The organism is Bacillus haynesii, from assembly GCF_001969855.1.
Taxonomy (GTDB): domain Bacteria; phylum Bacillota; class Bacilli; order Bacillales; family Bacillaceae; genus Bacillus; species Bacillus haynesii.
On the sequence record NZ_MRBL01000011.1, the window covers coordinates 44618 to 70358 of the forward strand.

At 45.2% G+C, this 25741-nt stretch carries 29 protein-coding genes; all 29 read right to left on the reverse strand.

From position 1 onward, the window contains the following. Positions 1-77: 77 nt before the first annotated feature. Positions 78-803: an endonuclease V gene (locus BTA31_RS10535; RefSeq protein ID WP_076791510.1), complete on the reverse strand. Its 726-nt coding sequence runs from the start codon at positions 801-803 to the stop codon at positions 78-80. A gap of 278 nt (positions 804-1081) precedes the next feature. After that, positions 1082-1306 carry a hypothetical protein gene (locus BTA31_RS10540; protein WP_043928716.1) on the reverse strand — a complete coding sequence of 75 codons (225 nt, stop codon included), beginning with the start codon at positions 1304-1306 and terminating at the stop codon, positions 1082-1084. Positions 1307-1317: 11 nt separating this feature from the next. Beyond that, a complete protein-coding gene (locus tag BTA31_RS10545) occupies positions 1318-1818 on the reverse strand; it encodes a hypothetical protein (RefSeq protein ID WP_076791407.1) in 501 nt (166 codons plus the stop codon). A gap of 26 nt (positions 1819-1844) precedes the next feature. Continuing rightward, complete coding sequence (locus BTA31_RS10550; protein WP_076791411.1) at positions 1845-3572, reverse strand: ribonuclease YeeF family protein; 1728 nt, start codon at positions 3570-3572, stop codon at positions 1845-1847. A gap of 24 nt (positions 3573-3596) precedes the next feature. After that, positions 3597-3860, reverse strand: a complete 264-nt coding sequence (locus tag BTA31_RS10555) for a YwqI/YxiC family protein (RefSeq protein WP_043928719.1) — start codon at positions 3858-3860, stop codon at positions 3597-3599. Beyond that, positions 3860-4294, reverse strand: coding sequence for a YwqH-like family protein (locus BTA31_RS10560; RefSeq protein WP_076791413.1), 435 nt, complete (start codon positions 4292-4294; stop codon positions 3860-3862). The genes BTA31_RS10555 and BTA31_RS10560 overlap by 1 nt, the downstream gene beginning before the upstream one ends. 359 nt (positions 4295-4653) lie before the next feature. Next, complete coding sequence (cccA, locus tag BTA31_RS10565) at positions 4654-5013, reverse strand: cytochrome c550 (RefSeq protein ID WP_043928722.1); 360 nt, start codon at positions 5011-5013, stop codon at positions 4654-4656. Positions 5014-5369: 356 nt separating this feature from the next. Next, positions 5370-6491 (reverse strand): RNA polymerase sigma factor RpoD, encoded by a 1122-nt coding sequence (rpoD, locus tag BTA31_RS10570; protein ID WP_043928723.1) that lies wholly within the window; start codon positions 6489-6491, stop codon positions 5370-5372. Between the two features lie 23 nt (positions 6492-6514). Beyond that, positions 6515-6670 carry a hypothetical protein gene (locus BTA31_RS22855; protein WP_158039115.1) on the reverse strand — a complete coding sequence of 52 codons (156 nt, stop codon included), beginning with the start codon at positions 6668-6670 and terminating at the stop codon, positions 6515-6517. Between the two features lie 26 nt (positions 6671-6696). Beyond that, entirely contained in the window at positions 6697-8520 is a 1824-nt protein-coding gene (gene dnaG / locus BTA31_RS10575; protein ID WP_076791415.1) for a DNA primase, read from the reverse strand. Positions 8521-8552: 32 nt separating this feature from the next. Then, the gene (locus tag BTA31_RS10580) at positions 8553-9044 is read right to left on the reverse strand and encodes a YaiI/YqxD family protein (RefSeq protein ID WP_076791418.1); all 492 of its coding nucleotides are present in this window, start codon (positions 9042-9044) and stop codon (positions 8553-8555) included. 264 nt (positions 9045-9308) lie between these two features. Then, positions 9309-10121: a pyruvate, water dikinase regulatory protein gene (locus BTA31_RS10585; protein WP_003183615.1), complete on the reverse strand. Its 813-nt coding sequence runs from the start codon at positions 10119-10121 to the stop codon at positions 9309-9311. 25 nt (positions 10122-10146) lie between these two features. Further along, the gene (ccpN, locus tag BTA31_RS10590; protein WP_094777426.1) at positions 10147-10785 is read right to left on the reverse strand and encodes a transcriptional regulator CcpN; all 639 of its coding nucleotides are present in this window, start codon (positions 10783-10785) and stop codon (positions 10147-10149) included. A gap of 197 nt (positions 10786-10982) precedes the next feature. Then, the gene (gene glyS / locus BTA31_RS10595; protein WP_076791420.1) at positions 10983-13022 is read right to left on the reverse strand and encodes a glycine--tRNA ligase subunit beta; all 2040 of its coding nucleotides are present in this window, start codon (positions 13020-13022) and stop codon (positions 10983-10985) included. Continuing rightward, on the reverse strand, positions 13015-13902 hold the full coding sequence (gene glyQ / locus BTA31_RS10600) for a glycine--tRNA ligase subunit alpha (protein ID WP_020452239.1): 888 nt from the start codon (positions 13900-13902) through the stop codon (positions 13015-13017). The genes glyS and glyQ overlap by 8 nt, the downstream gene beginning before the upstream one ends. Positions 13903-14233: 331 nt before the next feature. Next, complete coding sequence (gene recO, locus BTA31_RS10605; protein ID WP_076791423.1) at positions 14234-15004, reverse strand: DNA repair protein RecO; 771 nt, start codon at positions 15002-15004, stop codon at positions 14234-14236. A gap of 37 nt (positions 15005-15041) precedes the next feature. Then, positions 15042-15185 carry a YqzL family protein gene (locus tag BTA31_RS10610; RefSeq protein WP_003183626.1) on the reverse strand — a complete coding sequence of 48 codons (144 nt, stop codon included), beginning with the start codon at positions 15183-15185 and terminating at the stop codon, positions 15042-15044. Between the two features lie 162 nt (positions 15186-15347). Then, the gene (gene era, locus BTA31_RS10615) at positions 15348-16253 is read right to left on the reverse strand and encodes a GTPase Era (RefSeq protein ID WP_043928562.1); all 906 of its coding nucleotides are present in this window, start codon (positions 16251-16253) and stop codon (positions 15348-15350) included. Then, positions 16234-16644: a cytidine deaminase gene (locus tag BTA31_RS10620; RefSeq protein WP_043928563.1), complete on the reverse strand. Its 411-nt coding sequence runs from the start codon at positions 16642-16644 to the stop codon at positions 16234-16236. Before BTA31_RS10620 ends, era begins: the two co-directional genes overlap by 20 nt. A gap of 132 nt (positions 16645-16776) precedes the next feature. After that, positions 16777-17157, reverse strand: coding sequence for a diacylglycerol kinase family protein (locus BTA31_RS10625; RefSeq protein ID WP_043928564.1), 381 nt, complete (start codon positions 17155-17157; stop codon positions 16777-16779). Continuing rightward, positions 17135-17611, reverse strand: coding sequence for an rRNA maturation RNase YbeY (ybeY, locus tag BTA31_RS10630; RefSeq protein WP_076791426.1), 477 nt, complete (start codon positions 17609-17611; stop codon positions 17135-17137). The genes BTA31_RS10625 and ybeY overlap by 23 nt, the downstream gene beginning before the upstream one ends. Further along, a complete protein-coding gene (locus tag BTA31_RS10635) occupies positions 17608-19662 on the reverse strand; it encodes an HD family phosphohydrolase (RefSeq protein ID WP_239693171.1) in 2055 nt (684 codons plus the stop codon). Before BTA31_RS10635 ends, ybeY begins: the two co-directional genes overlap by 4 nt. 164 nt (positions 19663-19826) lie before the next feature. Further along, positions 19827-20786, reverse strand: a complete 960-nt coding sequence (locus BTA31_RS10640) for a PhoH family protein (RefSeq protein WP_043928566.1) — start codon at positions 20784-20786, stop codon at positions 19827-19829. Then, positions 20783-21979, reverse strand: a complete 1197-nt coding sequence (gene yqfD / locus BTA31_RS10645; protein WP_076791432.1) for a sporulation protein YqfD — start codon at positions 21977-21979, stop codon at positions 20783-20785. The genes BTA31_RS10640 and yqfD overlap by 4 nt, the downstream gene beginning before the upstream one ends. Before the next feature lie 17 nt (positions 21980-21996). Next, a complete protein-coding gene (gene yqfC, locus BTA31_RS10650; protein WP_003183644.1) occupies positions 21997-22278 on the reverse strand; it encodes a sporulation protein YqfC in 282 nt (93 codons plus the stop codon). Between the two features lie 55 nt (positions 22279-22333). After that, on the reverse strand, positions 22334-22780 hold the full coding sequence (locus tag BTA31_RS10655; protein WP_076791435.1) for a hypothetical protein: 447 nt from the start codon (positions 22778-22780) through the stop codon (positions 22334-22336). Between the two features lie 29 nt (positions 22781-22809). Next, entirely contained in the window at positions 22810-23802 is a 993-nt protein-coding gene (gene floA / locus BTA31_RS10660) for a flotillin-like protein FloA (protein WP_020452249.1), read from the reverse strand. A 23-nt stretch (positions 23803-23825) separates the two neighbouring features. Next, complete coding sequence (locus BTA31_RS10665; RefSeq protein WP_076791438.1) at positions 23826-25145, reverse strand: NfeD family protein; 1320 nt, start codon at positions 25143-25145, stop codon at positions 23826-23828. 144 nt (positions 25146-25289) lie between these two features. Further along, on the reverse strand, positions 25290-25736 hold the full coding sequence (locus tag BTA31_RS10670) for a GatB/YqeY domain-containing protein (protein WP_043928572.1): 447 nt from the start codon (positions 25734-25736) through the stop codon (positions 25290-25292). Between the last annotated feature and the right edge of the window lie 5 nt (positions 25737-25741).

The window sequence follows — 25741 nt, forward strand, 5'->3', positions numbered from 1 at the left end:
CTTTTCTAGATTCATTTTTCTTTTACTATCATATAAAAAATCGCTTTAGTTTCCAAGCTGGAACAGAAAATTACATTCTACTCGGCCAATTTTTGATTCTCTCTGTAGTACGCACGTAAAGCATGCGTCTCAAGATCCGCGAGTCGAACCGGAATCGGCAGCCTGCTTTCTCGATTGATCAAGCTCATCGCGATGTCATAACTGCTGTCTAAATCAAGCAAATGTCCGCATGATAGAAAAATCGGTTTAACATCTTGCCTTGTCCGCACCGCACGTCCGTAAACTTCGCCATCAATCACAATATCGGTATAAGCGCCGAATTTATTATCAGGCATCACAAAATCAGTTTGTTTTATTTTCAAGTAAGTTTTCGCAATACCGATCGTTGGCTTTTCGAGAAAAAACGCTGCATGTGTCGCAATCCCCATATGGTTATAATGGAGATAGCCATTCCCGTCAAATAAAAAAACATCCGGTTCAATCGTCAGCTTCTTAGCCGCCTTAATAATAAGCGGCAGCTCCCTAAAAGCAAGAAACCCCGCGATATAGGGCACATCGATTTTCCCTGCACTATGGACTTTTTCAATGACACGCTTCGTATGAAAATCCAGCACGATGATACTGCAGACACCAAACGCTTCACCATCTTCCTCCCAATAAGCTACATCAACCCCCGCGCAGGTTTGCAGAGCGTCTTTGCTGACGGAGTTTGCTAGATTGATATGTTTTTTTAGTTTTGTTTGTATCGTTAAGAAGTCATTTTCTTGGTTTAAATTAAAATCGTGTATGTTGTTGATGTTCATCTTTAAAAACCAACTTTCTATCATCCCATTTTTTTGAGCACCTTTATTTAGATCATATCTAGATTGTTCAGTTCATTCAAAGTTATTGATTAGGCACTTTAAATACATACCGGGATATACCGGGATACACCGGGATACACCGGGACATCACGCCAATGTCGGACAGCAAGATGTCTTATAGAATGATCAGTATATAAAAAAAGAACTCCTCAACAAGCAAAAAATTGGGAGTTCTGTTTGTCTTTTTGTAAATCGGGGTATTTTCTAATCATTCATTATTATTCTTTACTTCTCAGCTTCATGGTCATACTGTTTACACCCTCAAAAAGAGCGTCCCGTATGATTTCAGTGTAATTCTCATAACTGTCGCTTTTGGCTTTAATGATATCTAAAACTTGTTTAAATTGTCCATCTACGATAATCGTAATGCCTTCGACCTTTTCACCTGTCTGATCATTCTCAAATTCCTCATTCAACATGGTTACCGTATCATTACTACTCATAAGAAACTCTCCTATCTTTCTGAAAATAAACTTTTCCCTTTATGATTTATCCAATACTTTTGATTTGTAGGAACTAGATTTGTAAAGTCCTCATAAATTCCGATCCAATGATTCGGTACATATTCTTCATAAGATGCTGGCTCTGGGTACATGGAATACAACTTTCGCTTATCAAAATCAATTAATAATGAAGGACTGAAATCTAACAGATCATCAGTTGCATTGTGTTGAAAAATTTCATGCATCAGATGATTTAATTCTTCAGTTGTTACCTTGTACTTTTTGATTCGTTGCAAGAATTCTAATGCATTGTTATGGTTTAATACCTGAATACCGCCCCGCTCACTCTCATCAATGAAATCATCTAGTTGAAATCCTTTAGCTTTGTAGGCCTCGTCGAGTTTATTATAATCTAAAAACCATACATCTTTTTCTGTGACATACCAGTTCCATGCGTTATTATAAACAACCCCAACTATTATATTTTCAGCATACGTTGGTTCTAATAACATTTTAGCTCTCCCCCCTTAACGTTCAGTCACTCATTTTTTATGATCCTGCCATTGGCAGCGTACTCTTCTATCCACTCCATCCATGGAGCAGGAACTTCGTATGATGTTCCAGGAGTAGTAGGATCTACTGTTTTAGGAGCAGTACCTCCTTGATTTTTAGGGTTTGATTTGTATCCTTTTTGAGGGATTGCATGTTCTTTGATAAAATCATCAAACCATTTCGGCACATCAAATTCAACAATTTCAGCCTCATTCCCTCGTTTTTTAAGGAAATATTGAGCATGTTCAGCATTACCTGCACTGATATTCAAATTTGCTTTTTTATTTGGAATACTAACTCTGCCATTTTTATCTATGTTTATACGAACCCTGCTTGCATTTGGTGGTATTCCGCCTTGAACTCGTCTGTAAGTAACCACATCAGCTGATGGACTTACCTTTTCAACTGTTCGATTAGCACTATCAATAATGTCTGTAACCTTTTTATCTGCTTTACTCCTATTTACAGGTGAATAAGAAACAGGCATTTTTCCGGTATGTACACGATCCAAATAGTGACCCATACCCCCAACGCCCAGCATAGTCACTGCACTCATCAGGCTTTGTTTACGCTTTTCTTCAGATAATTGATTTCCAAACATATCGCGGCCGGTGACAGCTTCGCCAAAACCGTTTGCAGCAACAAAGCCGTAGGCGCCCATTTCTGTCATTTTTAGAGCATCCATTGCTTTTGTCGTTTTATAGGCGTCAAGTGCATGTTCGGCAGCTACGAGCGTTTTTCCTGTTTTATAGATGGCTTTTCCGCCTTTGAAGGCGCGGCCTGCCCAGCCGACAATCGGAATAAAGCCGGCCGCTGCCATTGCTCCGGCGGCGACACGCTGGCCGTCTGTCAGCTTTTCTCCTGTGACCGGGTCGACGCCTTCAGCGGCTCTCTTATAATCATAATACCCGCTGACTTCCCCGACAAATGTTCCGGCAGCGTCAAGCGCTTTTAAATACCAAGGCTTGTTCGCTTCTTCTTCTTGTTTTTCCTGAAGCCTGCGCGCTTCTGCCTGTTCGTTTTTGAATTCAATATAATTGGCGGCTTGAGTCTCAACTTCTATCGTATTTTTATAGATCTCGCTTGAATGGAACGATTTCAAGCTAAAATACATCGGCGAGGCGGTTTTTCCGTGGCTTGTAGCTTCCATCAGCCCGGAATATTTGCCGAGCACGGCGCTGTCGAGCGCTTGTAAATTCATGTATTCGGTCTTGAGCGATTCATCCAGCTCACGAACGGCGTCGATGGTGTTTTGCCGGGTTGTTTGCGCTTTAGACATTTTATCAATATAATCGTCGAGCGTCCAATTGTCCAAGTCAACGATATCGCTGATGCTTGCGATGATTTTATCCATTTCCAACTTGAGCCCCGAGACGATTTCCGTCGCTTTCAAATCCGCGTTTTTCAGTTCATGATCCAAAAAAGAGACTTCCACATAAGAATCGGACAGCTTTTTGTCCTTTATGTCACCTGATACACCTTTAAAAAAAGCAATCTGCGCTTCAACAAGCTTTAACCAGCTGTCTACAATCTCTGCCTGTCCCTTATAGAAGTCTTTAATGTTGTCCGCACCTTTCCCCTGAAAATCATCACCTAAATCGGCGACTCCGAGAAACGCTTTTTTGAGCGTTTGCAGTTGATCCTCAAAGGTTTCGTATTGTTTCTTGCGGTTATTCGCTGCTTCAATTAAAGAATGCGCTTCAAATACTTTCATTGAATTGTCCTCTCTAACCTCAGGCTATTTTCTGGCGATTGCTTTGTCCTGCTCTTTCAGCAAATCGACATTTTCCTTCGTGTCCTTTATGTTTTTGTGTACGGCTTTTTTGTAATCGGCCACCATCTGATGAATGTTTTGCTCGCGTTCGTGGCACTTTGTCGTATATGTCAATTTATTTTTCCCTGCAGCTTTCGGAGGGTTTGGCAGGTCTAGGGCATCAAGCGCCTCTCTTACGGCCTCCAGCTTTTTGATGACCGCTTCATGTTTCAGCTTGATTGTCGTCATTAAAACCAGCTCCAACTGTTTTTGATTGAGCGGATTTTATCGCTCAACTGATCAACCGCTTTTTCCCCGAGAGAGAGTAAATGATCCGCCTCTTTAGCTGCTGCTCCCGCCAATTCAAGGCTGTGCTTTTCAATTTCCAGCGCGAAAATTTTTCTCTCCAGCTGGGAAATATAGCCTTCGTACTTTCCGTTCACGATGTTGTACATAGATGTATGAGCCTCATCCCGTTCGTCATCAAAATCGCTGGCGAAGTCCCCTGTCCAGTGGCTGTTCAGATGAGGGTGCAAAATTTGTCTGATCTCGACAATCCCGGTTTCGTGTTCTTTCTCAATCTCCTTTTTGGCTGTTTTGACTCGTTCAATCCGGCTTTCTACATCAGCCAGATTTTGGTTAATCGTGCTGTGGATATGATTCAATGTGCTCGCATGACTCATTTGATTCACCTCAAGAAATACTCAAATAGACGGATGACAACAGTGCATCCGCTGCATTTTTTCCATTTATATAATAGTAAAATAGATGCAATCTTACTTAAATAGGGTGGATTGCTTATTTTTTCCCTTGCAAAGATGAGTGCAGCCTTCAGAAAAAAGTAATAAAGACCTATTTCCAATAGACGCCGCACCGTCATAAAGGACGGAATCACGGATGCTGAAATAGTTCAAATCACCCTTTCGAGGTGATTCCTCGTCAAGCAAGATCACCCATTTACCGAAAACAGAAAAAGGATTCGCACAAAAGCTCTTGTCAAAGCTTTCATTGCGAATCCTTTTGGTGATGAAACGGTTTTAACCTATTTAATCTCTGACACCCATTTTGCCATATCATCAAGCTTTTCCGCCGGAACCAGTCCTCCCGGCATTCCGTTGCCGCCTTTTTCAATCTTTTCTTTAATCGCACCTGTATCCATCCGGTCCCCGACACCTTGCAGTTTAGGGCCTGATACACCTTCATAATTCTCGCCGTGGCAGGTTACACAGTTCGCTTTGTAAATTTCTTCAGGCGAGGCATCCGCTTTGTCTTCTTGAGCTGTTTTATTCCCTTCGCCTGCAATTTCTTTTGCGTCATAAAGGCCTTTTATGGATAAGATAAAAACCAGTCCTATGCCCATAATGGCGATTAACAAAAATGGTATCAATGGATTGCGGTTCATTTTACATCCCCCTTTTTAATTTACCCCTGCCCCTTATGTAAACAATTCTAATTCTACTTTAATTTTACAAAAAGTAAACCGGTTATGAAACAAAAGCTGATGAAGTTCACATTTTAGACAAAATAATGGACGATGAAGCGATTGTTCATTTCCCATCTAAAAACCAGTTTTTGAATACGGTTACAACAATAATTATAAAGGGCTTTTCCTTCGATCTCAAGGTTATAATGACTCAAAATACACTTTTGGATATTTGCAAATTCGAAAGAAATTAAGTAAAATATAATCGGGTTACCAATAATAGCGCTTTCATTTCTTTCGTGAAAAAAAGAACGGATCTCCTGACCCGTTCAAGTTTATTCGAGAAAATCTTTCAAGCGTTTGCTTCTGCTTGGATGTCTTAATTTACGAAGTGCTTTAGCTTCTATTTGGCGAATTCGTTCTCTTGTTACCCCGAACACCTTACCAACTTCTTCTAATGTTCTTGTACGACCATCATCAAGGCCGAAACGAAGGCGGAGCACATTTTCTTCACGGTCTGTCAATGTATCCAGTACATCTTCAAGCTGTTCTTTCAGCAATTCATATGCTGCGTGATCTGACGGAGAAGTCGCTTCTTGATCCTCAATAAAGTCTCCCAGATGTGAATCGTCCTCTTCACCGATCGGAGTCTCGAGTGAAACCGGTTCCTGAGCGATCTTTAGGATTTCACGGACTTTTTCAGGCGTCAGATCCATATCTTCCGCAATCTCTTCAGGCGTTGGTTCGCGGCCGAGATCCTGAAGGAGCTGCCTTTGAACGCGAATCAGCTTGTTGATGGTTTCAACCATATGAACAGGAATCCTGATCGTTCTCGCCTGGTCGGCAATCGCCCTTGTAATCGCCTGTCTGATCCACCATGTCGCGTATGTGCTGAATTTGTATCCTTTGCGGTAATCAAACTTTTCTACCGCCTTCATCAGGCCCATGTTTCCTTCCTGAATAAGGTCAAGGAAAAGCATTCCGCGGCCGACATACCGTTTTGCGATGCTGACAACAAGTCTCAAGTTGGCTTCAGCGAGACGGCGCTTTGACTCTTCGTCGCCTTCTTCGATTTTTTTCGCGTATTCGATTTCTTCTTTTGCAGACAAAAGGTTTACCCGTCCGATTTCTTTCAGGTACATGCGGACAGGGTCGTTTATCTTAACGCCCGGAGGCACGCTTAAATCGTTAAGGTCAAATTCTTCTTCGGCCTTGGCCAGCTGTTGAATATTAGGATCCTCAGTTTCTTCGTTCTCGCTAATTAATTCAACGCCTTGTTCTCCTAAAAATTCATAATACTCATCCATTTGGTCTGATTCGATTTCGAAGCTGGACATGCGCTCTGCAATTTCTTCATATGTGAGCACTCCGCGCTTTTTTCCAGCCTCTGTTAATTGATCCCTCACCTGTTCAAATGTGAATTCAGTTTCGGTCTCGTGTGCTTGTTTATCAGCCATTCATGGATCCCTCCTTCCAAAACTTACAGACGAATTCTAAAAGCATCCCGCTTTTTTGTTCCTATTTCACAAGTAAAGCCTTCTCTCTCATCTAGGGCTTCACGGGAAAGCAAATCATAAATTGACAATATATGATTAGGACAAGCAGCTTTTGCTCCTCCGTTAGGATTCATTGCCAAAAGCTTTTCCTATTATATATAACGGTTTATTTCAGCGAACGGTTCAGCTTAACAATTTCCTGCGCCAAAGTTGCCGCTTTGATGAAGTCTTTTTGCCTCTCGGCTTCCGCCCTTGCAGCTTCTTTTTCTTTTATCATTGACCAATTTCGATAATTCAACACTTTTTTTACATAATCAGATAATTCCGCTTCACTTAATTCTTCGTTCACTTGAAGCATTAAGATATCTGTCAGAAGCTGGCCAAGTTCCTGATCCTCGACTCTCTTAAAGAGCTCCTGGATGGAAATGTCCGCTTCTTCTTCATACATGGCGTACAAATAAGCGGCAATCGCGCGGTGCTGATCAAGGTTGAATTCAAAGCCCACCCGGTCCAAAACCTTTCGAATGACGTCCCGGTCATGAATCATGTGGGCCAGGAGCATCCGCTCCGCATTTTCGTGAGCCGGCCGAAGACCCGTCTTTCTCCGCGGCGCGCGCGATACTGCCGCCTGCCGCTCTTTTGAGTCCTGGCGGCTGCTTTCCCTGCTGCGGCTTACAGCCTGCTTTTCAAATACGGAAAGCTGATCCTTCAAGGATTCAAATGAGATTGAAAACTCATTTGCCAGCTGTTTGATGTATATTTCCTGTTCCAAAGGCCCGCTGAGAACGCTGACTGCCTTCAGTACATCATTGATATAGGCTAAACGGTCTCCTTCATCAGACAGGTTTCTGCCCTTGCGGAAATAGTTCATTTTAAACGTCATCATCGTAACGCTGGCCCCTATTACATCATTTTTAAATTTCTCGCTGCCGAATTTTTTGATGTAGTCATCGGGATCCAGCCCGTCAGGTATCATAGCCACCTTGACGTTGCAGCCTTTTTTCTGAAGAATCTCCGCCGCTTTCAGCGTGGCTTCATAACCGGCATGATCCGAGTCATAGCACAATATGACCTCTCCGACATTTCGCCTGATGATCTTCGCATGTTCCTCCGTCAGCGATGTGCCCATCGTGGCGATCGATTCTTTCACACCGGAGCTGACGGCTGAAATAACATCGGCAAATCCTTCAAAAAGGACGGCCCTCTCTTCTTTTCGAATGTGAAGGCGGGCCTGATGGAAATGATAGAGGAGCTTGCTTTTTCGAAAAAGCGGCGTTTCCGGGCTGTTCATGTATTTTGGCTGCTCCCCGGTGAACGTCCGTCCGGAAAAAGCGACCGTTGTCCCGTGATGATCATGAATCGGAAACATAATTCTGTTTCTGAAACGGTCAAAATAGCCGTCTCCATTCTCGCGTCTGATGATGAGTCCAGCTCTTTCCATCAGCGCAAGATCAAAACCTCTCCGTTCCAAAAACTTCGTGATGAAATCCCACGAATCAAGGGCGCATCCGATTTCAAACTGCTCGATCTGCTCCATCTTAAAGCCTCTTTCAAGCAAATAATCGAGCGCTTCCTGGCCTTCCTTTGTATTGACGAGCAAATGATGATAAAATTTCTTTAACAGATCATGAGCTTCTGCCATTTTCTGTTCATCCGAACTGCCTGTGCTGTATGCTGATACAGCTGCAACCTGCTCCGGCAGATCTATTTGATATTTGTCCGCCAGGTGAGAGACGGCCTCGGTAAATGAATAACCTTCCATTTGTCTTAAAAATGAAAAAACATTCCCTCCCGCTCCGCAGCCAAAACAATGAAAAATCTGTTTTTCTCCGGAAACGGAAAAAGATGGCGTATTCTCACCATGAAAAGGACAAAGCCCAAAATAATTACGCCCCTGTTTTCTTAACTGGACGTACTCTCCGATAACTTCTACGATATCAGCTGATTTCTGCACCTGTTCTACAATTTCGTCTGGTATACGATTGCCCATGTTCCAACACTCCGTCGTACATAATTCGCTGCTTAGTACGTAAATCCTTCAATTTTCGACAAGATTTTTTGCAGCTCTTTGACAAATCGCTCTCGGTCTTCCTTGACCAGTTTTTTCGGGCCTTTCGTGTAACGTCCGCTTCTTCTCAATTTTTGTGCGACGTGACGGCGGAAAAGAGCATGATCGATGGAGTTCTCTTCGAAAAGATAGCCTCTCTCCGACATCACATAGATCTTTTTGCCAAGCAAAAGCGATGCCAGCCCGATATCTTGTGTAACGACGACATCACCTGATCGAACATGGTTGGCAATGTACAGATCCGCTGCTTCTTTGTGCGGATCGACATATGTCCAATTCTCTTCTTCTTTCCTTGTAACTTGAAAATGCTCGAATGAAGCCACGAATACCACCTTTACGTCGAAATCCGCCGCTGTTTTGAGCACTTCATCTTTCACCGGGCATGCGTCTGCATCGACAAAAATCGTCCTTTCTTTTTCAAGAAGACTAATTCTCCATCCCTCCATCAATCTCCTGCTATAAATACAGGCAAAATCACACAGGTTTCAAAATTAATCGATCTATAAGAATTTGTCGAAAGTTTTTTTCGGGAAATTCTTGACACGATACCCATAATAGTTTATTCGTTCTGTACTAAGCTTAAACCTAAAAGTTAATTATTTTATCACAATTTTTTATTATAATACAAATGGGTTAAAGATGCTATCATTTTCACTTTTCCCAAAACCATCAAAGCAAAAACCCAGGATGGGGTGTCCTGAGTTTTATTCTTAGACCCTTTTTGTCATCATGTTGTGAATAATGTTTGCCGTTTCCTCTACTGCTTTATTTGATACGTCTACGACATTGCAGCCAATGCGGCCGACGATCTTTTCAAAGAATTCAAGCTCTTCTTTGATGCGGTTGATATTAGCGTAAATGGCTTTGTCGTTGAGGCCGAGCGATTTCAGGCGCTCCTTGCGGATATGGTTCAGCTTATCTGGGCTGATTTTTAACCCGATGCATTTAGCCGGATCAACGGTAAAGAGCTCTTCGGGAGGATCCACCTCGGGAACGATCGGAACGTTTGCCACTTTTAACCGTTTGTGCGCCAGGTATTGGGATAACGGAGTTTTGGACGTTCTCGACACGCCGATCAGCACGATATCCGCTTTTAAGATGCCCCTTGGATCTCTGCCGTCATCATATTTCACGGCAAATTCGATCGCCTCTACCTTCTTAAAATAATCTTCGTCCAGCTGTCGGACTCTGCCCGGCTCATATTTGGCGCTAAAGCCGTAGACCGACTCCATTTTCTCAATCAGCGGGCCGATGATATCGTAATACACGACATTCGCCTTTTCAGCTTCGGCGATTAAAAATTCACGAATCTCCGGGACAACAAGCGTAAAACAGATGATGCCGCCGTCCGCTTCTGCCAGCGAAATCACTTCTTTTATTGTTCCGCGGTCTTCGACATAAGGAATCCGCCTGATATTTGTCTGCTCGGATGAACCGTTAAACTGGCTGATAGCCGCTTTGACTACGAGCTCAGCGGTCTCGCCGACAGAGTCTGATACAACATAAATCGTCCGATTACTCATGATATCCCTCCATTTGAAGTTCACTCTACATGATTTCATTTTCAGATAAGCCGACTAAAATTTTTGTCATGTTCGTTTTCGTAATTCTTCCCACAACTTCATAGCCTTTTTCTGTATCTTTTACAACAGGCAGTGCGTCGATTTGTTTTTCGATGAGCATCTTGGCAATGTCCAAAATGAAATCTTCGCGCCTGCAAAGCGTAATGTTCGGCATTCTCGTCATAATGATATGGACGGGTATTGAAGGGAGCTCCTGTTTGCCGATGCTGGCTCTGAGCAAGTCTTTTCGTGAAAGTACACCGACTAAGATGGCATTATCATCAACGACAAAAAGCGTTCCTACGTCCTCTAAAAACATCGTGCAAATCGCATCGTAAACGGAGACATTTTCATGAATGACCACCGGAATGGACTGGAAGTCTTTCACCTGCAGCTTTTTCAGCTTATCAGCCAAGAGCTGCGTACCCGTCTTTCCCGTGTAGAAATAACCGACCCGCGGCCTTGCTTCCAAAAATCCTGACATCGTCAATATCGCCAAATCCGGACGAAGCGTAGCCCTCGTCAGATTCAGCTTTTCCGCGATATGCTCTCCGGTAATCGGCCCGTTCTCTTTGACAATCTGCAAAATATGCTCCTGACGTTTATTTAGTTCGATCGTACTCACCACCTTTAAGCCGAAGCTCACAATTCGTTCGTTATGTATTAAAGTCGATAACATATTATAACGCATATGAAGACTAAAATAACAGCAATTACAATTGAATTCTATGAAAAAGACGGGCACTATTTGACAAGGATGTGAAAAATCGATTTGAGCAAAAAGACGATTGCCAGCTTGTCAGCAACCGTCTTCTGCGGTGTTTATTTTACAATGATGGCATTGATGTTTGCAAAAGATCGGATCAGCTCCGCCAGGCTTGCCATTTGCGCCAGGCGGTTCGCTTTTAATCTTTCATCTTCGGCATGGACCATCGTGTGATCAAAATAAGCTTCGATCGGCTCTTTCAGCTTGGACAGCTCACTGAAGGCTCCCTCATAATCTTTTGCTTGGTAAAGGGTCTCTAATTGCTGTTTGCACGCCTCATAAGCTTTGAAAAGCTCCTCTTCTTGAGGGTTTTCAAACAGTGACGCGTCAATGGCGTTCGTTTCGCTCTTTTTGCTGATCGAAATAACCCTTGCCAGCGCTTCAGCCGTTTCTTTAAATTCCGGTTTTGCTGCAGCCGATTCAAGAACAGCGGCTTTTTTGACAGCCGAATACGGCTCAAGGTTCGAGCTTTCGAGCACGGCATCCACGACATCGTAGCGGATGTTTTCCGCTGTTAATACGTATTTGAGGCGCTGTTTAAAGAATTCGAGCAGTTCGCTGTTTGCTTCCTGTCCGGCAAACGCAGCCAGTTCTTTGAATGAAATGCCCCAGTTCCGGTCAAGCAGGATTTGGACGATGCCGCTCGCCTGTCTTCTTAGTCCATACGGATCCTGAGATCCTGTCGGAATAACGCCGATTTTAAAGAATGAAGCGACCGTATCGAGTTTATCCGCTAATGCGACGACGGCGCCGACGATTGATGAAGGTGTTTCCCCTCCGGCTTGTCTCGGCATATAGTGCTCATTGACAGCGAGCGCCACTTCTTCTTTCTCCCCGAGCATCCGCGCATATTTTTCACCCATGATGCCCTGCAGCTCAGGAAATTCGTAAACCATGTGTGTCACAAGGTCGAATTTTGAAATGTGCGAAGCGCGCTTGATCATGTGCACCGTCTCTTGATCCGCACCGATGATTTCAGCGATCCGTTCAGCAACCGCCTCAGTGCGTCTCACCTTGTCTCCAAGCGATCCCAATTCTTCATGGAAAACGATCTTTTCGAGTTTTTTCACATTCTCGTCAATGTTTAGTTTTTGATCTTCTTTATAGAAGAAGGCGGCGTCTGAAAGCCTTGCTCTCAGCACCTTTTCGTTCCCTCTCGCCACGTTTTCAAGGGCGCGGCTGTCTCCGTTGCGGACGGTCACAAAGTAAGGAAGCAAGCCGCCGTTTTCATCTTTGACAGGGAAATAACGCTGATGCTCTTTCATCGTTGTCACGAGCACCTCTTCAGGAATTGCGAGAAATTCCTCTTCGTAAGAACCGAACAGAACTGTTGGATATTCAACCAGATGGTTGACCTCATCCAGCAGGTCCTCGTCTCTCGGAATGTCCCAGGACTTTTCAGCCGCCAGTTCGTCAAGCTGCTTAACGATCAGCTGCTTCCGTTTGTCCGGATCGGCAATCACAAACTGGCTTTCAAGTGCCGCTTCGTATTCAGAAGGTGCGCTCAAGTCGGCTGCTTTTCCGAGGAAGCGGTGTCCCTGTGTTGTGCGGCCGGTTTCGACATGAGCGACTGAAAACGGAACGACTTCACTGCCGAACAGCGCGACGATCCATTTAATCGGCCTGATGTATTTCAAATCTTCGCTGCCCCAGCGCATGTTTTTTGGAAAGTGGAGGCTTGTCACCAAGTCGCCGAGCTCAGGAAGTAATGAAAACGTATCCTGACCTTTTTGGAATTTTTGCACAAAAACATATTCCGTTCCTTTGATGTCTTTAAAATACAAATCTTCCGGACTTGCTCCTTGCCCGCGTGAAAAGCCGATGGCCGCCTTTGTCCATTCGCCGTTTTCGTCAAGGGCGATTTTCTTTGCCGGTCCTTTCGCTTCTTCTGTCACATCGTCCTGCTTCTCCGCCACGTTCTCGACAAGAACGGCCAGTCTTCTAGGGGAGTTATACAGCTTGACGGAACCGAAGGCAATATTTTTTTCCTTAAGCCAGCTTTCCAGTTTTTCACCAAGCTGAGTCATGCTGTCATGCATGAAGCGCGCCGGCATTTCTTCTAATCCGATTTCTAAAAGCAAATCTTGATTACTCATGTGAAGCCTCTTCCTCCTTCAGCATTGGGAAACCCAACTTTTCGCGTTCATCATAATACGTTTTCGCCACTTTTCTGGCCAGATTTCTCACCCTTGCAATATATCCTGTGCGCTCCGTGACGGAAATCGCTCCTTTTGCGTCAAGCAAGTTGAACGTATGCGAGCATTTCAGTACATAATCATAAGCAGGATGGACAAGTCCCTGATCCATCTGACGGTTCGCTTCTTTTTCGTACGTGGCAAACAATTCGAACAGCATGTCGACGTCAGATGTCTCGAACGTATAGACGGAATGCTCGTATTCAGCCATCTTGAACAGGTCTTTTATCGTATAGCCTTTCGTCCATTCGAGGTCAAAGACGTTTTCTTTGTCTTGAATATAAGAAGCAAGGCGTTCAATACCGTATGTGATTTCCACAGAAACCGGTTTGCACTCAAGCCCGCCGACCTGCTGAAAATAGGTAAACTGGGTGATTTCCATGCCGTCAAGCCACACTTCCCAGCCAAGCCCGGCGCAGCCGAGCGACGGATTTTCCCAGTTATCCTCGACAAAACGGATATCATGCTCCAGAGGGTCGATTCCAAGAGCTTTTAATGAATCTAAATAAAGCTCTTGAATATTGTCGGGAGACGGCTTAATGATCACCTGGAATTGATGGTGCTGATAAAGCCTGTTCGGGTTGTCCCCGTATCTTCCGTCCGCAGGGCGTCTTGACGGCTCCACATAAGCGACTTTCCAAGGTTCAGGTCCAAGGCTCCGCAAAAACGTATATGGACTCATCGTTCCTGCACCCTTCTCTACATCATACGACTGCAAAAGTACGCATCCTTCATTGGACCAGTGCTTTTGCAGGGTCAGAATCATTTCTTGAATATTCAAATGAAGCACCTCCATAAAACGTGTTTTCAAGTTTAATTTTTGGCATAGGGCTTAGTTTGGGCAGAAAAAAACTCCCGTCCCTATGCTTGTTTACCCACAAACATAGGGACGAGAGTTCTCCCGCGGTTCCACCCTAATTGCTGAGAGGAAATGTCTCAGCCTCTTTTTTAAAAGTTGCTCAGGGAATGCCTTTCATTACGCTCTCATCCCCGGCTTTCACCGCCCCGGAGTCGCTTCAATGAGGCCGCGCGCAATTACTTCTTTCCGTCAACGCAACGTCATTATTGAACCAATCTTCATGTCATGATCTTATAAAAAGATGAAGAGATTGTCAACTTTTGTTTTCATCACTCAGCATCTTTTTCATATTGTCCATTTGTTCCATGAAGCGCCGCGATTTCAGGTAGATCCCTGAGTACTCGTCATAGTACGTCTGAATGACTCTTTTCAGCTCATCCTTTGTCTCCTGTTTGACCGAGACATTTCCGAGCCTTGACAGATCAAAATAAAAAAACAGTCTCAACAGCCTGGCGGATGCGGGAGACAGCGGTATCCTGTATGGATCTTTCGCAAAACAGCGGTGGCAGATAAAGCCGTTGTCGCGGATCGAAAAATGAAATGTGCCATCTTTGCTTTTGCAGTGCACACATTCATCCAGCTCCGGATACAGCCCCATCACGCTGAGCATTTTGACTTCGATCAGGTTGGCGATAATGTCAGGATCTGTACCGTCATTCAGCCTCCTCATTGACTGAAGAAGCAGCTCAAATAAAAACGGATTCGGTTTCTTTTCCTCCGTTCCCTTGTCAATTAATTCAGCGATGTATGCCGCGTATGCTGTTAAAAACAGATCCTCGCGGATATTCCTCATGCTTTCGATCATCTCGCCCTGCTCCAATGTGCCGAGACCGGATGATTTGCGGAATAAAAAAGAAGCATAAAGAAACGGCTGGGAAATCGCTGACAAGCGGCTGTTCGGCTTTTTGGCGCCCCTTGCCAGCACACCGATTTTCCCGTGCTCTCTCGTCAACAGCGTAATGATTTTATTTGTTTCACCATAGTCGTTTGTACGAAGGACGATACCTTCACATTTCGTCAGCATATGTGCACCATCCAAAAATTGGAGGGGTCAAGCATGATCACAAAATTGGAAAGTCAATTTGCGCTAGCTCTTCTTCAAGTACTTCGGGTCTTTCCAGGTTCTCCTTTTCCAATTCTTTAAAAAGGAGGTACGTGTCAACGCTTCCTGTTTGTGAAAATACATTCCAAGTAAAATTCAACATCAAAAGCCCCACCTTTCTGTTTATAACTAGCTTTTTAAACATCCAAATTCTTAAGATTATCTTGACCTTGTATCCTCCATTTCATGTTAAACAATTTTTTCTAATATATCTTTGAATTCGAGAGATTTTGTCACGACTAAAGCGCGGTCAAGTTCTGTCCAATTAATACTCGTCTTCTCTAAATCCAAAATCACGAAGCTGAGACATCTTGTTGCGCCAGTCTTTCTGCACTTTAACCCACAGCTCTAAAAACACCGATGATCCGAGCAGCGCCTCGATATCGGTTCTTGCCCGCTGGCCGATTTCTTTAAGCAGACTGCCTCTTTTTCCGATGACGATCCCTTTTTGCGAATCGCGTTCGACGACGATGGTCGCGCTCACATACACAGAACCGTTTTCCCGTTCTTGAATGGACTCGATCGAGACCGCAATGCTGTGAGGGATCTCTTCCCTTGTCAGATGCAGCACTTTTTCCCGAATCAGCTCAGAAATGATAAATCGCTCCGGATGATCGGTCACCTGGTCACTCGGGTAAAACTGCGGACCTTCCGGCAAATAATCCTCAATTTGCTTTAAAAGCGTATCGATATTATTTCCCTCAAGGGCGGAGATCGGAACGATTTCCTGAAACGGATACCTGGTTCTGTACTCATCGATCAGCACAAGAAGCTCATCCGGATGAATCCGGTCGATTTTGTTGACGATCAAAAATACCGGCGTCTTGACTCCTTTTAAGCGCTCGATGATAAATTCGTCGCCTTTTCCGTAGCCTTCCTCCGCATTGATCATGAACAAGATCAAGTCGACTTCCTTTAAAGTGTTCTGCGCCACCTTCATCATAAAGTCGCCCAATTTATGCTTCGGTTTATGAATGCCCGGCGTATCGATAAAAATCGTCTGGGATGTATCGGTTGTCAGCACACCTTGCACTTTGTTTCTTGTTGTTTGCGGTTTGTCGCTCATGATGGCGATTTTTTGGCCGATCACGCGATTCAAAAATGTAGATTTTCCTACGTTCGGTCGTCCGATAATGGAGACAAATCCTGATTTAAAGCTTTCCTGTGTCATGTAAGTCCTCCGATGAAAATGCTCCTGGCAGTAATTCTTGAACCGTCATTTCTTTGACTTGGCCATTCAGATTGGTTAAGATGACAGGCATGTTTGGTGAACAAAGTTCTGAAATCACCTGTCTGCACGCTCCGCACGGCGACACCGGACCCGGCGTATCCGCAGCGACGGCAAGCATCTTAAAGGATTTTTCTCCTTCTGAATAAGCCTTGAACAGCGCTGTCCGTTCGGCGCAGTTGCACAGGCTGTATGCAGCATTTTCAATGTTGCAGCCTTTGTACACCTTGCCATCCTCAGTCAAAAGGGCAGCGCCGACTTGGAATTTCGAATACGGAACATATGCAAATTCCCTTGCTTTTAAAGCTTCTGCAATCAATTCTTGTTTAGTCAATGTGTGTATTCCTTCCTATAGCGGTTATGGTACCGCTAACACTTTTATTTTACATAAAAATGGCTTCTTTTTCACGCCCAAATCACAAATGTAAAATTTTTGTAAGAATCGCGTACAATGAAAGGCATGGCATCAAAACAATTTTGACAAAAAGATGAGTAATCCAATCATACCCGAAACGGCTGCAAATACGCAAACCGCCCCGGCTGCCGCGTCCTTTGCCGCTTTTGCAAGCGGGTGGTTCTCTTTTGTGAAGAGGTCAACCGTATGCTCCACAGCCGTATTCATCAGCTCCAAGGCGAGCATTCCGCCGATCAGGATCAAGATGATGGTCCATTCGATCAGAGTCAGCCTGAAGAAAAAGCCGCAGGCGATCACGAGGATGGCGGCTCCGCAGTGAATTCTAAAATTGCGCTCTGACATGAACGTCTTGATTATTCCTGTAAAGGCGTTTGAAAAACTTATTTTCAGACGGCGCCATTCGTTTTGTTTATGAGGATCTTGAGAGCCCATATCGATTCAAAATTTCCTTTTGCTTAGTGAACATCTCTTTTTCTTCTTCCTCTGTCATATGGTCATAGCCGAGGAGGTGTAAAAAGCCGTGAACCGTCAGAAAACCCAGCTCTCTCATCAGTGAATGCCCGTATTCTTCGGCCTGTTCCTGTGCTTTATCAACGCTGATGATGATATCTCCGAGAACGGGCGGCATGTCAGCGCCGATAATTTCAATCTCTCCTTCGCCGTCTTCCTCGAGGGCAAATGAAATGACGTCAGTCGGATAATCTTTGCCTCTATACTCTTTGTTGATTTTTTGTATCTCTTCGTTGTTGATGATCGTAACCGAGACTTCGGCGCCGTCTGCGACGCCTTCCTCTGCCGCTGCGAATTGAAGAAGCTTTTCAATTTCAGCAAGTCGGTCTTCAGGGACGCGTCCAGTCTCGTCTGTGATATCTAGAATTAAACTCATGTATGTTTCACCTTCTGTTTAGGATTAGCTTCCGGATATTCGATCCGGGAATGAAAAATGCCTTTCAGCGTTTCGCAGAGCGTCTTCGCGACAGTATTGAGCTCTTTTAAAGTCAAATCGCATTCGTCAAACTGCCCGTCCTGCAGCTTATCCGATATGATCCCGCGCACCAGCTTTTCAATCCTTTCGGGATTCGGGTTATGCATTGAGCGGACGGCTGCTTCGACGCTGTCGGCCACCGAGATGATTGCCGCCTCTTTTGTCTGGGGCTTCGGACCGGGATAGCGGAACTCTTCTTCAGTCGTCTGATCGCCTTTTTCTTTCGCCTTATAGTAAAAAAACTTGAGCAGCGATGTGCCGTGATGCTGTTCAGCAATGTCGACAAGCTCCTTCGGCATTTTATGATCCCTCAGCATATCAGCACCGTCTGTCGCATGGGCAATGATAATGTTTTTGCTCAGCTGCGGAGAAAGCTTGTCATGCGGGTTATCAATATTCATTTGGTTTTCTATAAAGTATTGGGGCCGCTTTGTCTTGCCGATATCATGGTAATAGGCGCCGACTCTTGCCAGCAGCCCGTTGGCCCCGACCGCTTCACATGCCGCCTCAGATAAGTTCGCGACCATAACGCTGTGATGGTATGTGCCGGGCGTTTCCGTCAGAATTTTGCGGAGCAGCGGATGATTCGGATTTGAAAGCTCGAGAAGCTTCATCGTGGACAGGATGCCAAATCCGCTTTCAAAAAACGGCATGAGCCCGAGAACAAGAACCGACGATCCGATACCGGACACCGCCCCCATGACAAAGTATGTCCCCATCTCAAGTCCGGTTTGCGCCGTGTTTTGAATCAGCTGCAGGGTAAACAGGACGACGATATTGATCAGGGAGACAAATAAACCGGCCTGGAGGATTTTCGCCCTCGCATTATGCTTCCCTAAAAACAGTATACCCGCCATCGAGCTGATCAAGAAGTACGTTCCGATTCCATAGTTAAACGTGCCTGTCACTCCCTGGTTAAACATCATGCTTCCGCAAATGGAAAGGATCATGCTCGACAGGATCGCCAGCCTTTCATTGATCAGCAGTTTAATGAGCATCACGCCCATCGCAATCGGCACGAGATAGCCGATATGGCCGATTTCAAGCTGCTGAAACAGGCTGATCACTTCCATGACGATTAAAACGATCCCTGTAATCAATGAAAACAGCATGAGCGACTTGTTTTTCGGAATCCGGCTGCTGTACTGCTTTTCGAAATAGTAAACCAAGGCTGAAATGAAAAGCGCGATTAAAAGCAGCAGTCCGCCGACAGGCTTGAAGATGTTGGCTCCGCTCAAGAGTCCTGTCAATTCAAGCTTTCGATAGACTTCCCTGTCGATCAGCTGATTTTCCTCAACGAGTATCTGCCCCTGCTTGATCTGTACCTGCTGCACGCTGTCAGCCGCTTCTTGACGCTTCTGCTCCGTCTTGTCGGGATCGTATACATAATTGGGAATGATCGCAAAGCGTCCGATCTCATCAGCGGCGTTTTTTAATTTTGAAGGTATCGAATTGCCCTTCAGTTCTTTCGTTACATGTTCTTTCGCTTCATCGAGCTTTCCGGCGCGGATTTCTTTGCTCATCACGTCATTGACGGCGGTGATGACCGAATCCTGTGTCATGGAAAGCTCTCCGTCGCTGGCCCTCAGCAGGTGTTTGACTGAATCCTGTGACAGCGAGTCCGTCACATCAGAAGTCAGCTTTTCTTCAACAGATTTGATCTGGTCTTTTTCAGATGGGGCCTGCTTGTCTTTTTTCTCTTGTTCTGCGCTTTCTTTTTTCACTTCTTTAATGATGTCGAATATCGATGAGACAAGGTCGACCCTGTTGTCAGAGTACTCTTTTTTCAAGGTGTACTGATCGGGAACTTCCTCTCTCGCTTCCTGCTTTTTATTAGCCGTTGCCTTTTGGTCTTCGACTGTCGCCGGGGCATAGATCGTATTCTCGCTGATCGAAAATAAATCGAGGTCGAGGGACTCGGGCCTCACATGGAAAAACAGCAGGATGAACATCAGCGCGGATAAAGCCGCATAAAGAATGACGGGAAGGAAACGGCCGTTTTCCAAGCGGATGAGCCGAAACTTTCCGTCTCTTTTTTTCTTTTTCAACAAAAGCACCTCTTTTCCCGCGGGAAACTAAAAAATGACCCGATAACGGGCGATCGGGCCATTCGGAGTTATTTTGACTTTTCGTATGCTTCAATAATACGGGCGACAAGCGGGTGTCTGACCACGTCCGTCTGATCCAGTTCAACAATTGAAATGCCTTCGATATCAAGGAGCATCTTTTTTGCAACGGCAAGCCCTGATGTGACGCCCTTTGGCAAATCGATTTGCGTAATGTCGCCTGTAATGACCATTTTAGAACCAAAACCCAATCTCGTCAAAAACATTTTCATTTGTGCCGGTGTCGTATTCTGCGCTTCATCCAAAATCACAAATGCGTCGTCAAGCGTCCGCCCCCTCATGTAAGCAAGCGGCGCGATTTCAATCGTTCCTCTTTCAAGCAGCCGTGCCGTATGGTCCGTTCCGAGCACATCATGGAGCGCATCGTACAGCGGCCTTAAATAAGGATCGACTTTCTCCTTTAAATCCCCCGGCAAAAATCCGAGGCTTTCCCCTGCTTCAACAGCTGGTCTTGTCAAAATGATTTTTTTGATGCGTCCGTTTTTCAGTTCATGAACGGCCTTTACGACAGCCAAATAGGTTTTTCCCGTTCCTGCAGGGCCGATGCCGAAGATTAAGTCGTGCCTTTTCATGGCGGCGATGTATTCTCTTTGACCGATGGTTTTGACTCTGATCGGTTTTCCTTTGGCGTTTTTCGTAATTTCTTCTTCATACATGCTTTCAAAAAACTCAAGCTTCTGCTTTTTCGCCATCTCGATCGCATACAAGACATCGCGTTCAGATATCTCGATTCCTTTGCGGATCAAATTCAAGAGGGACGCAAGCAGGCTGTCCACGATTTCAAATGTTTCTTCGTCTCCGGTCACATACACGGTTTCACCGCGCGTGACAATCGAAATGTTCAGCTCTTCCTCCATCAACTTCAAATGGGAATCCTGGTTCCCAAACAGCGCTTGAGCCTCGTTCGGACTTTCCAGTTGCTGATGAATCGCAAGTAAGTGTTCTGTCATTCTTTAGTCTCCTGAACAATTGGTGTTGTTTGAACAATGTCTTCAATAACCTGGTAAAGGATGATCAATTTAACTTTACCATTCTCGCTCGTTTCGTGCAAAACTTTTTCACTGATAATGTTCCCGTCGCTGCCGATTTTTTTCCTGATGTCTCTTTTTCCCATTTCGATCCCTTCAAGGATTGCTTCTTTTTTCGAGTACACCCTTTTGATTCGTTCGCTCTCCCTCGTATGTTCCTTTTCATACGCGACAGGAAGCGTAAAATTCATAAAATGCAGCGAGTGTTTTTCGGTTTCTGTCTTCGGGCGCGATAACTCTTCTTTTTTAAAAGAAAAGCCCCAGATCGGCACGGAAAAAGATCCGAGGGATAGCTTGTGACTTGTCCTTACTTTACCCGTAAAAACGTCAAATGATGTCTGAAGAGGAACCGTTACCTTTGACTTGTACCAGGTTTCACCGTAAATTTTCCCTTTGGCTCCGACTTTTTGCTTTTCCTCTTCGCTTCCGATCAGCCCGGAAACGAGCATTTGTCCTTTTTCAACGTGCTGATTCACCGTGACGAGCGGTTCGCCTTTTTCCACGAACATTTTCGAGATCGTCGCCCCTTTTTTGGCGACGATGTGCCTCGGACCGATATATTTTTCTTTGTCAGGTTCATTCTTTTCAACCACTTTCATGTGAAGGGCCGTCCCGTTTAATTCAATGCCCACCCAAGTGATGTTTTCAACGCCCTTTGTGAGCGCCTGCTGAATTTTTTCCGGGGTCAGCATTGTAAACTGAAGGCGGCCTTTTTTAACGCCGATTTGATCCAAGTGCTGTCTGATTTGATGTTCTGTCTCCGGATTGGCTCCTGTAATTTCGATTTTCCAAAGCATGTTGGACAATAGGAACATGATGATAAAAAATGCAGCAATTCCAACAGTGAAGCCGCTATTCCGTTTAGACTTCTGCACGAGGAAAGGAAAACCTTTTCGTTTGATAAACCGGCATTTGCAGTCGAAATCCCTGATGACCCTCCGGAAGGCATGTACATCAGAAAGCGGAATATAAAGAAAGACAGCGTCTTTCTTTCTCTTTACATTAAACATCGGGATGCTGCGCCTGGTGCATTCATTTAATAACCGTTCGATCCCCTTTCCCGTTATCTCAAGCTGGATCTTTCCAGAAAAAAAAGAAAGCCATTTATTCTTCACGCTTCTTTCCCCCTGACTTATGAATCGATATAGCGTACAAGCTCAATCGTGCCTTCAAGCAGAATTTCCTCAGGCAAAATCGTTTTGATGACAAAGTCTTTGCCTTGAATGATGCACTGCCCCTGTTTGAGCATCAGCCTTACTTCCGTATCGCTGAAAAGCAAAAGCCCTCTGTGGTTTTCAATATATATGTGAAGTCTTCCTATCATCGTAATTCTCGGAAGATCCATCATGACATCAGGGGGAATTTCCAGTGTTCTTGTCAGCCACGCTTTGATGCGGTTTTTTCTTTGCGCCATAAAAAAAGAACCCCCTTTCATCTCATATGTATGAGTGAAAAGGGGGTTCTAATACTTAAATTTTAGGCCGGCGCCTCATTGTGTAATGCGGCTTTCTCGACCGCGGAGGGCCGAATACTTCGCTGAGGACAACGCCTTGGACAATCGTGTTTTTATTCATATCGAGCAGCTCTTGCTTCCGGTTGATCACCCGGCTGCTCTGCTTTTTAACGGTCCGTTCAACGGCCGGCATGGACCGCTCGGCATCCGCTTTGATTCTGCGGAGCTCTGCAGCCATATCTGCGCTTTTTGCAGCAGCAGCCGCCGCCGGCCGCTCGGTTCTATTTTCTGCAGGCCGGTGCTGTTCCGTCTGTTTCGGCGTCTGCGTTTTCGGCCGTTCAGGCGCCGGTTTTCGCTTCGTTTCTTCATTTTCATCATTTTTTCCGAGCTTGTTGAATATGAAGGAAATGGCTGCGATGATGGCCGCCATGATAATCGGATTGTCGAACAGGATATCAAGCAATGAGCTCCCTCCTTTTTACAGGGGCTTGTTTATTTATGATCCTCTTCATTTTGGTCTTTCGTCATCTTTCCGAAAGAATCGCGCATGTCTGTGTCGGCGTCGATGTTTTTCATATTGAGGTAGTCCATAACGCCGATTTTTCCGCTGCGGAGAGCTTCAGACATAGCAAGCGGCACTTCGGCTTCGGCTTCGACGACTTTGGCGCGCATTTCTTCGACGCGGGCGCGCATTTCCTGTTCTTGCGCAACCGCCATGGCGCGGCGCTCTTCCGCTTTCGCCTGGGCGATGTTTTTATCAGCTTCAGCCTGGTCGGTCTGTAGAATCGCTCCGATGTTTTTGCCGATGTCAACGTCAGCGATATCGATCGACAGAATTTCAAACGCTGTGCCTGAATCCAACCCTTTGCTCAATACGGTTTGTGAAATCATATCCGGGTTTTCGAGCACTTTTTTATGATTATCGGAAGAACCGATTGTCGAAACGATCCCTTCGCCGACACGGGCAATAATCGTTTCTTCGCCCGCTCCCCCGACAAGGCGGTCGATGTTTGCGCGAACCGTGATTCTCGCTTTTGCTTTCACCTCGATACCATCCATTGCTACACCGGCAATAAACGGCGTTTCGATAACTTTCGGATTAACGCTCATTTGAACAGCTTCAAGCACGTCACGGCCCGCTAAATCGATGGCCGCACATCTGGCGAATGTGAGTTCAATGTTTGCACGTTGGGCAGCGATGAGCGCGTTGACAACCCGATCAACATTACCCCCTGCAAGATAGTGGCTTTCAAGCTGATTGATGGTCACATCAAGTCCCGCTTTATGCGCTTTGATCAACGGGTTCACCACGCGGTTTGGAATGACGCGGCGGAGTCTCATTCCGATCAGTGTGAAAATACTGATTTTAACACCAGCGGCTAAAGCCGAGATCCACAGCATGACTGGAACGAATGTAAAGAAGACAGCTAGTAAGATGATTCCGGCTGCGATAATAAGTAAAAGAAACAGTGTTGACGGATCCATAATATTCCTCCTAATAATATAATTTATAATTCTCTCACAACAATGCGTGAGCCTTCCACTTTAACCACTTTCACTTTCTTGTCCTTTGCGGTGAACGAGCCTTCAGATACGACATCAAGCCGTTCATCGCCGATGATGACCGTTCCGGACGGTCTGAGCGGTGTATACGTGACGCCGGTTTTACCAATTAAATCGTGCCGGCTTTCATTTGACACGTATCCGCTTTCCGTGCTTGTTGAGTCGGTTAAGATCAATTTTTTAAAAAATTTCATACGCTTCCCCAACACCCTTGTCAATAGAATGGCTGCCGCTATAGAAACAGCAGTTGCAATCAAAATGGAGACGGCCATGACCTTAAAGCTTCCCGAAGCTAAAAAGAGGCTCGAAACAATCGCGATCAGGCCGGCAATCCCTGCTATTCCGCCCGGCAGAAAAATCTCTAAAATGATTAAAATAATGCCTGCTGCAAACAGAAGGATCGTTTCCATTCCGGCAAGCCCGGCGACGAGATGGCCGTAGAAAAAGAGCAGCAGTGCGGAGAGCCCCATAAAGCCGGGGATCCCAAAACCAGGCGAATAAAGCTCCACAATCAGCCCGAGACTACCGATTGAAAGGAGAATCGGAATCACGACAGGATGCGTGATGAACCTGGCCACCTTTTCGGCAAAGCTCACCTCGGCACGCTCGATTTTGACATCCTTCAAATTCAGCTTTTTCAAAAGATCATCAAGGCTCGAAGCTGTGCCTTCGGAATAGCCGACTTCCAGCGCTTTGTCAGGGCTTAATGTGAGCAGCTCACCCTTCGGCGCTCCTACTTCTTTAGCATCGACGTCTGCATCGGCCATCGCAAGAGCGTATTTCGGATCACGACCGTTTTTTTTGGCTGCGTCTTCCATTTCAGCCAGCCACAGCGATTCCGACTTTTTGTCAGCGGCATTTCCCTGCGTGTCAATGATCGCGGCAGCCCCCATTTTCCCGCCGGGCGCCATATAAATATCGTCTGCATTCAAGGCAAGGTAAGCGCCTGCGGACAGAGCCCTTCTATTCACATAAGCGGTCACCGGAATGTCGGAGTTATGTATCGTATCAGCCATGTCAAGGACTGCGTCGACCGCTCCGCCGGGGGTATTGATATCGAGTATGATATGTTTGGCATTCATATCTTCCGCTTCTTGAAAAGAGCGCTCAAGAAATTTTGCAAGCCCTTTTTCAACCGTTTCTTCGATCGGAATGACATACACTGTATCTCCATCCGCTTTCACGGTCAAATGAACGCCTAGTAATAAGAATAAAACAAAACCGCAGGCCAGAGCAACAAAAATTCTAAATTTTTTCAGCAGCAACGATGTCTGAGACCTCCTTCCCCTTTTATCATTAACATTACATACGTTATAAATGTAGCAAAGGTTTCATCTTTCTACTACTTTTCTATTGTATGAACACGCACAAAAAAAGACGCCTTTAATTGCTTAAAAGGCGTCTTTTTCTTAAGACAGTTGTTTGCTGACAAGCTTATTGACGAGACCGCCGTCTGCCTTGCCTTTGACTTTCGGCATGACAGCGCTCATCACTTTGCCCATATCCGCTTTTGAAGAGGCGCCGACTTCGGCGATCGTCTCGTTGACGATGTCGAGCAGCTCTTCTTCCGTCAGCTGTTCAGGCATATAAGCTTCCAGAATGTCTAACTCTTTTTGAACTTTATCTACTAAATCTGAACGATTAGCGTTTGAAAATTCATGGAGGGAGTCTTTACGCTGTTTTAATTCACGAGAAAGAACAGTCAGTTCTTCATCATCGGTCAGCCTGTCTTTCTTAAGCTTGATTGCTTCGTTTTGAAGCGAAGCTTTGACCATGCGAATGACAGTCAGTTTGTCTTTCTCACGGTTTCTCATATAGAGCTTCATATCTTGGTTCAGCCGCTCAAGAAGACTCATAAATC

Bases quoted from the DNA above. Each gene is read 5' to 3' on its own strand.
- BTA31_RS10610 (WP_003183626.1), bottom strand. From the start codon at position 15,185: ATGTTGAATTTTACTTGGAATGTATTTTCACAAACAGGAAGCGTTGAC.
- BTA31_RS10580 (WP_076791418.1), bottom strand. From the start codon at position 9,044: ATGGAGGGATGGAGAATTAGTCTTCTTGAAAAAGAAAGGACGATTTTT.
- BTA31_RS10635 (WP_239693171.1), bottom strand. From the start codon at position 19,662: ATGTTCATCCTGCTGTTTTTCCATGTGAGGCCCGAGTCCCTCGACCTC.
- floA (WP_020452249.1), bottom strand. From the start codon at position 23,802: ATGGATCCGTCAACACTGTTTCTTTTACTTATTATCGCAGCCGGAATC.
- ybeY (WP_076791426.1), bottom strand. From the start codon at position 17,611: ATGAGTTTAATTCTAGATATCACAGACGAGACTGGACGCGTCCCTGAA.
- BTA31_RS10670 (WP_043928572.1), bottom strand. From the start codon at position 25,736: ATGAGTCTTCTTGAGCGGCTGAACCAAGATATGAAGCTCTATATGAGA.
- cccA (WP_043928722.1), bottom strand. From the start codon at position 5,013: ATGAACCGCAATCCATTGATACCATTTTTGTTAATCGCCATTATGGGC.
- glyS (WP_076791420.1), bottom strand. From the start codon at position 13,022: ATGAGTAATCAAGATTTGCTTTTAGAAATCGGATTAGAAGAAATGCCG.
- BTA31_RS10540 (WP_043928716.1), bottom strand. From the start codon at position 1,306: ATGAGTAGTAATGATACGGTAACCATGTTGAATGAGGAATTTGAGAAT.
- BTA31_RS10545 (WP_076791407.1), bottom strand. From the start codon at position 1,818: ATGTTATTAGAACCAACGTATGCTGAAAATATAATAGTTGGGGTTGTT.
- BTA31_RS10555 (WP_043928719.1), bottom strand. From the start codon at position 3,860: ATGACGACAATCAAGCTGAAACATGAAGCGGTCATCAAAAAGCTGGAG.
- BTA31_RS10560 (WP_076791413.1), bottom strand. From the start codon at position 4,294: ATGAGTCATGCGAGCACATTGAATCATATCCACAGCACGATTAACCAA.
- BTA31_RS10640 (WP_043928566.1), bottom strand. From the start codon at position 20,786: ATGACAGAACACTTACTTGCGATTCATCAGCAACTGGAAAGTCCGAAC.
- rpoD (WP_043928723.1), bottom strand. From the start codon at position 6,491: ATGGCTGATAAACAAGCACACGAGACCGAAACTGAATTCACATTTGAA.
- dnaG (WP_076791415.1), bottom strand. From the start codon at position 8,520: ATGGGCAATCGTATACCAGACGAAATTGTAGAACAGGTGCAGAAATCA.
- BTA31_RS10550 (WP_076791411.1), bottom strand. From the start codon at position 3,572: ATGAAAGTATTTGAAGCGCATTCTTTAATTGAAGCAGCGAATAACCGC.
- BTA31_RS10535 (WP_076791510.1), bottom strand. From the start codon at position 803: ATGAACATCAACAACATACACGATTTTAATTTAAACCAAGAAAATGAC.
- yqfC (WP_003183644.1), bottom strand. From the start codon at position 22,278: ATGGCGCAAAGAAAAAACCGCATCAAAGCGTGGCTGACAAGAACACTG.
- recO (WP_076791423.1), bottom strand. From the start codon at position 15,004: ATGCTGACGAAATGTGAAGGTATCGTCCTTCGTACAAACGACTATGGT.
- BTA31_RS10625 (WP_043928564.1), bottom strand. From the start codon at position 17,157: ATGGGCTCTCAAGATCCTCATAAACAAAACGAATGGCGCCGTCTGAAA.
- BTA31_RS10585 (WP_003183615.1), bottom strand. From the start codon at position 10,121: ATGAGTAATCGGACGATTTATGTTGTATCAGACTCTGTCGGCGAGACC.
- era (WP_043928562.1), bottom strand. From the start codon at position 16,253: ATGACACAGGAAAGCTTTAAATCAGGATTTGTCTCCATTATCGGACGA.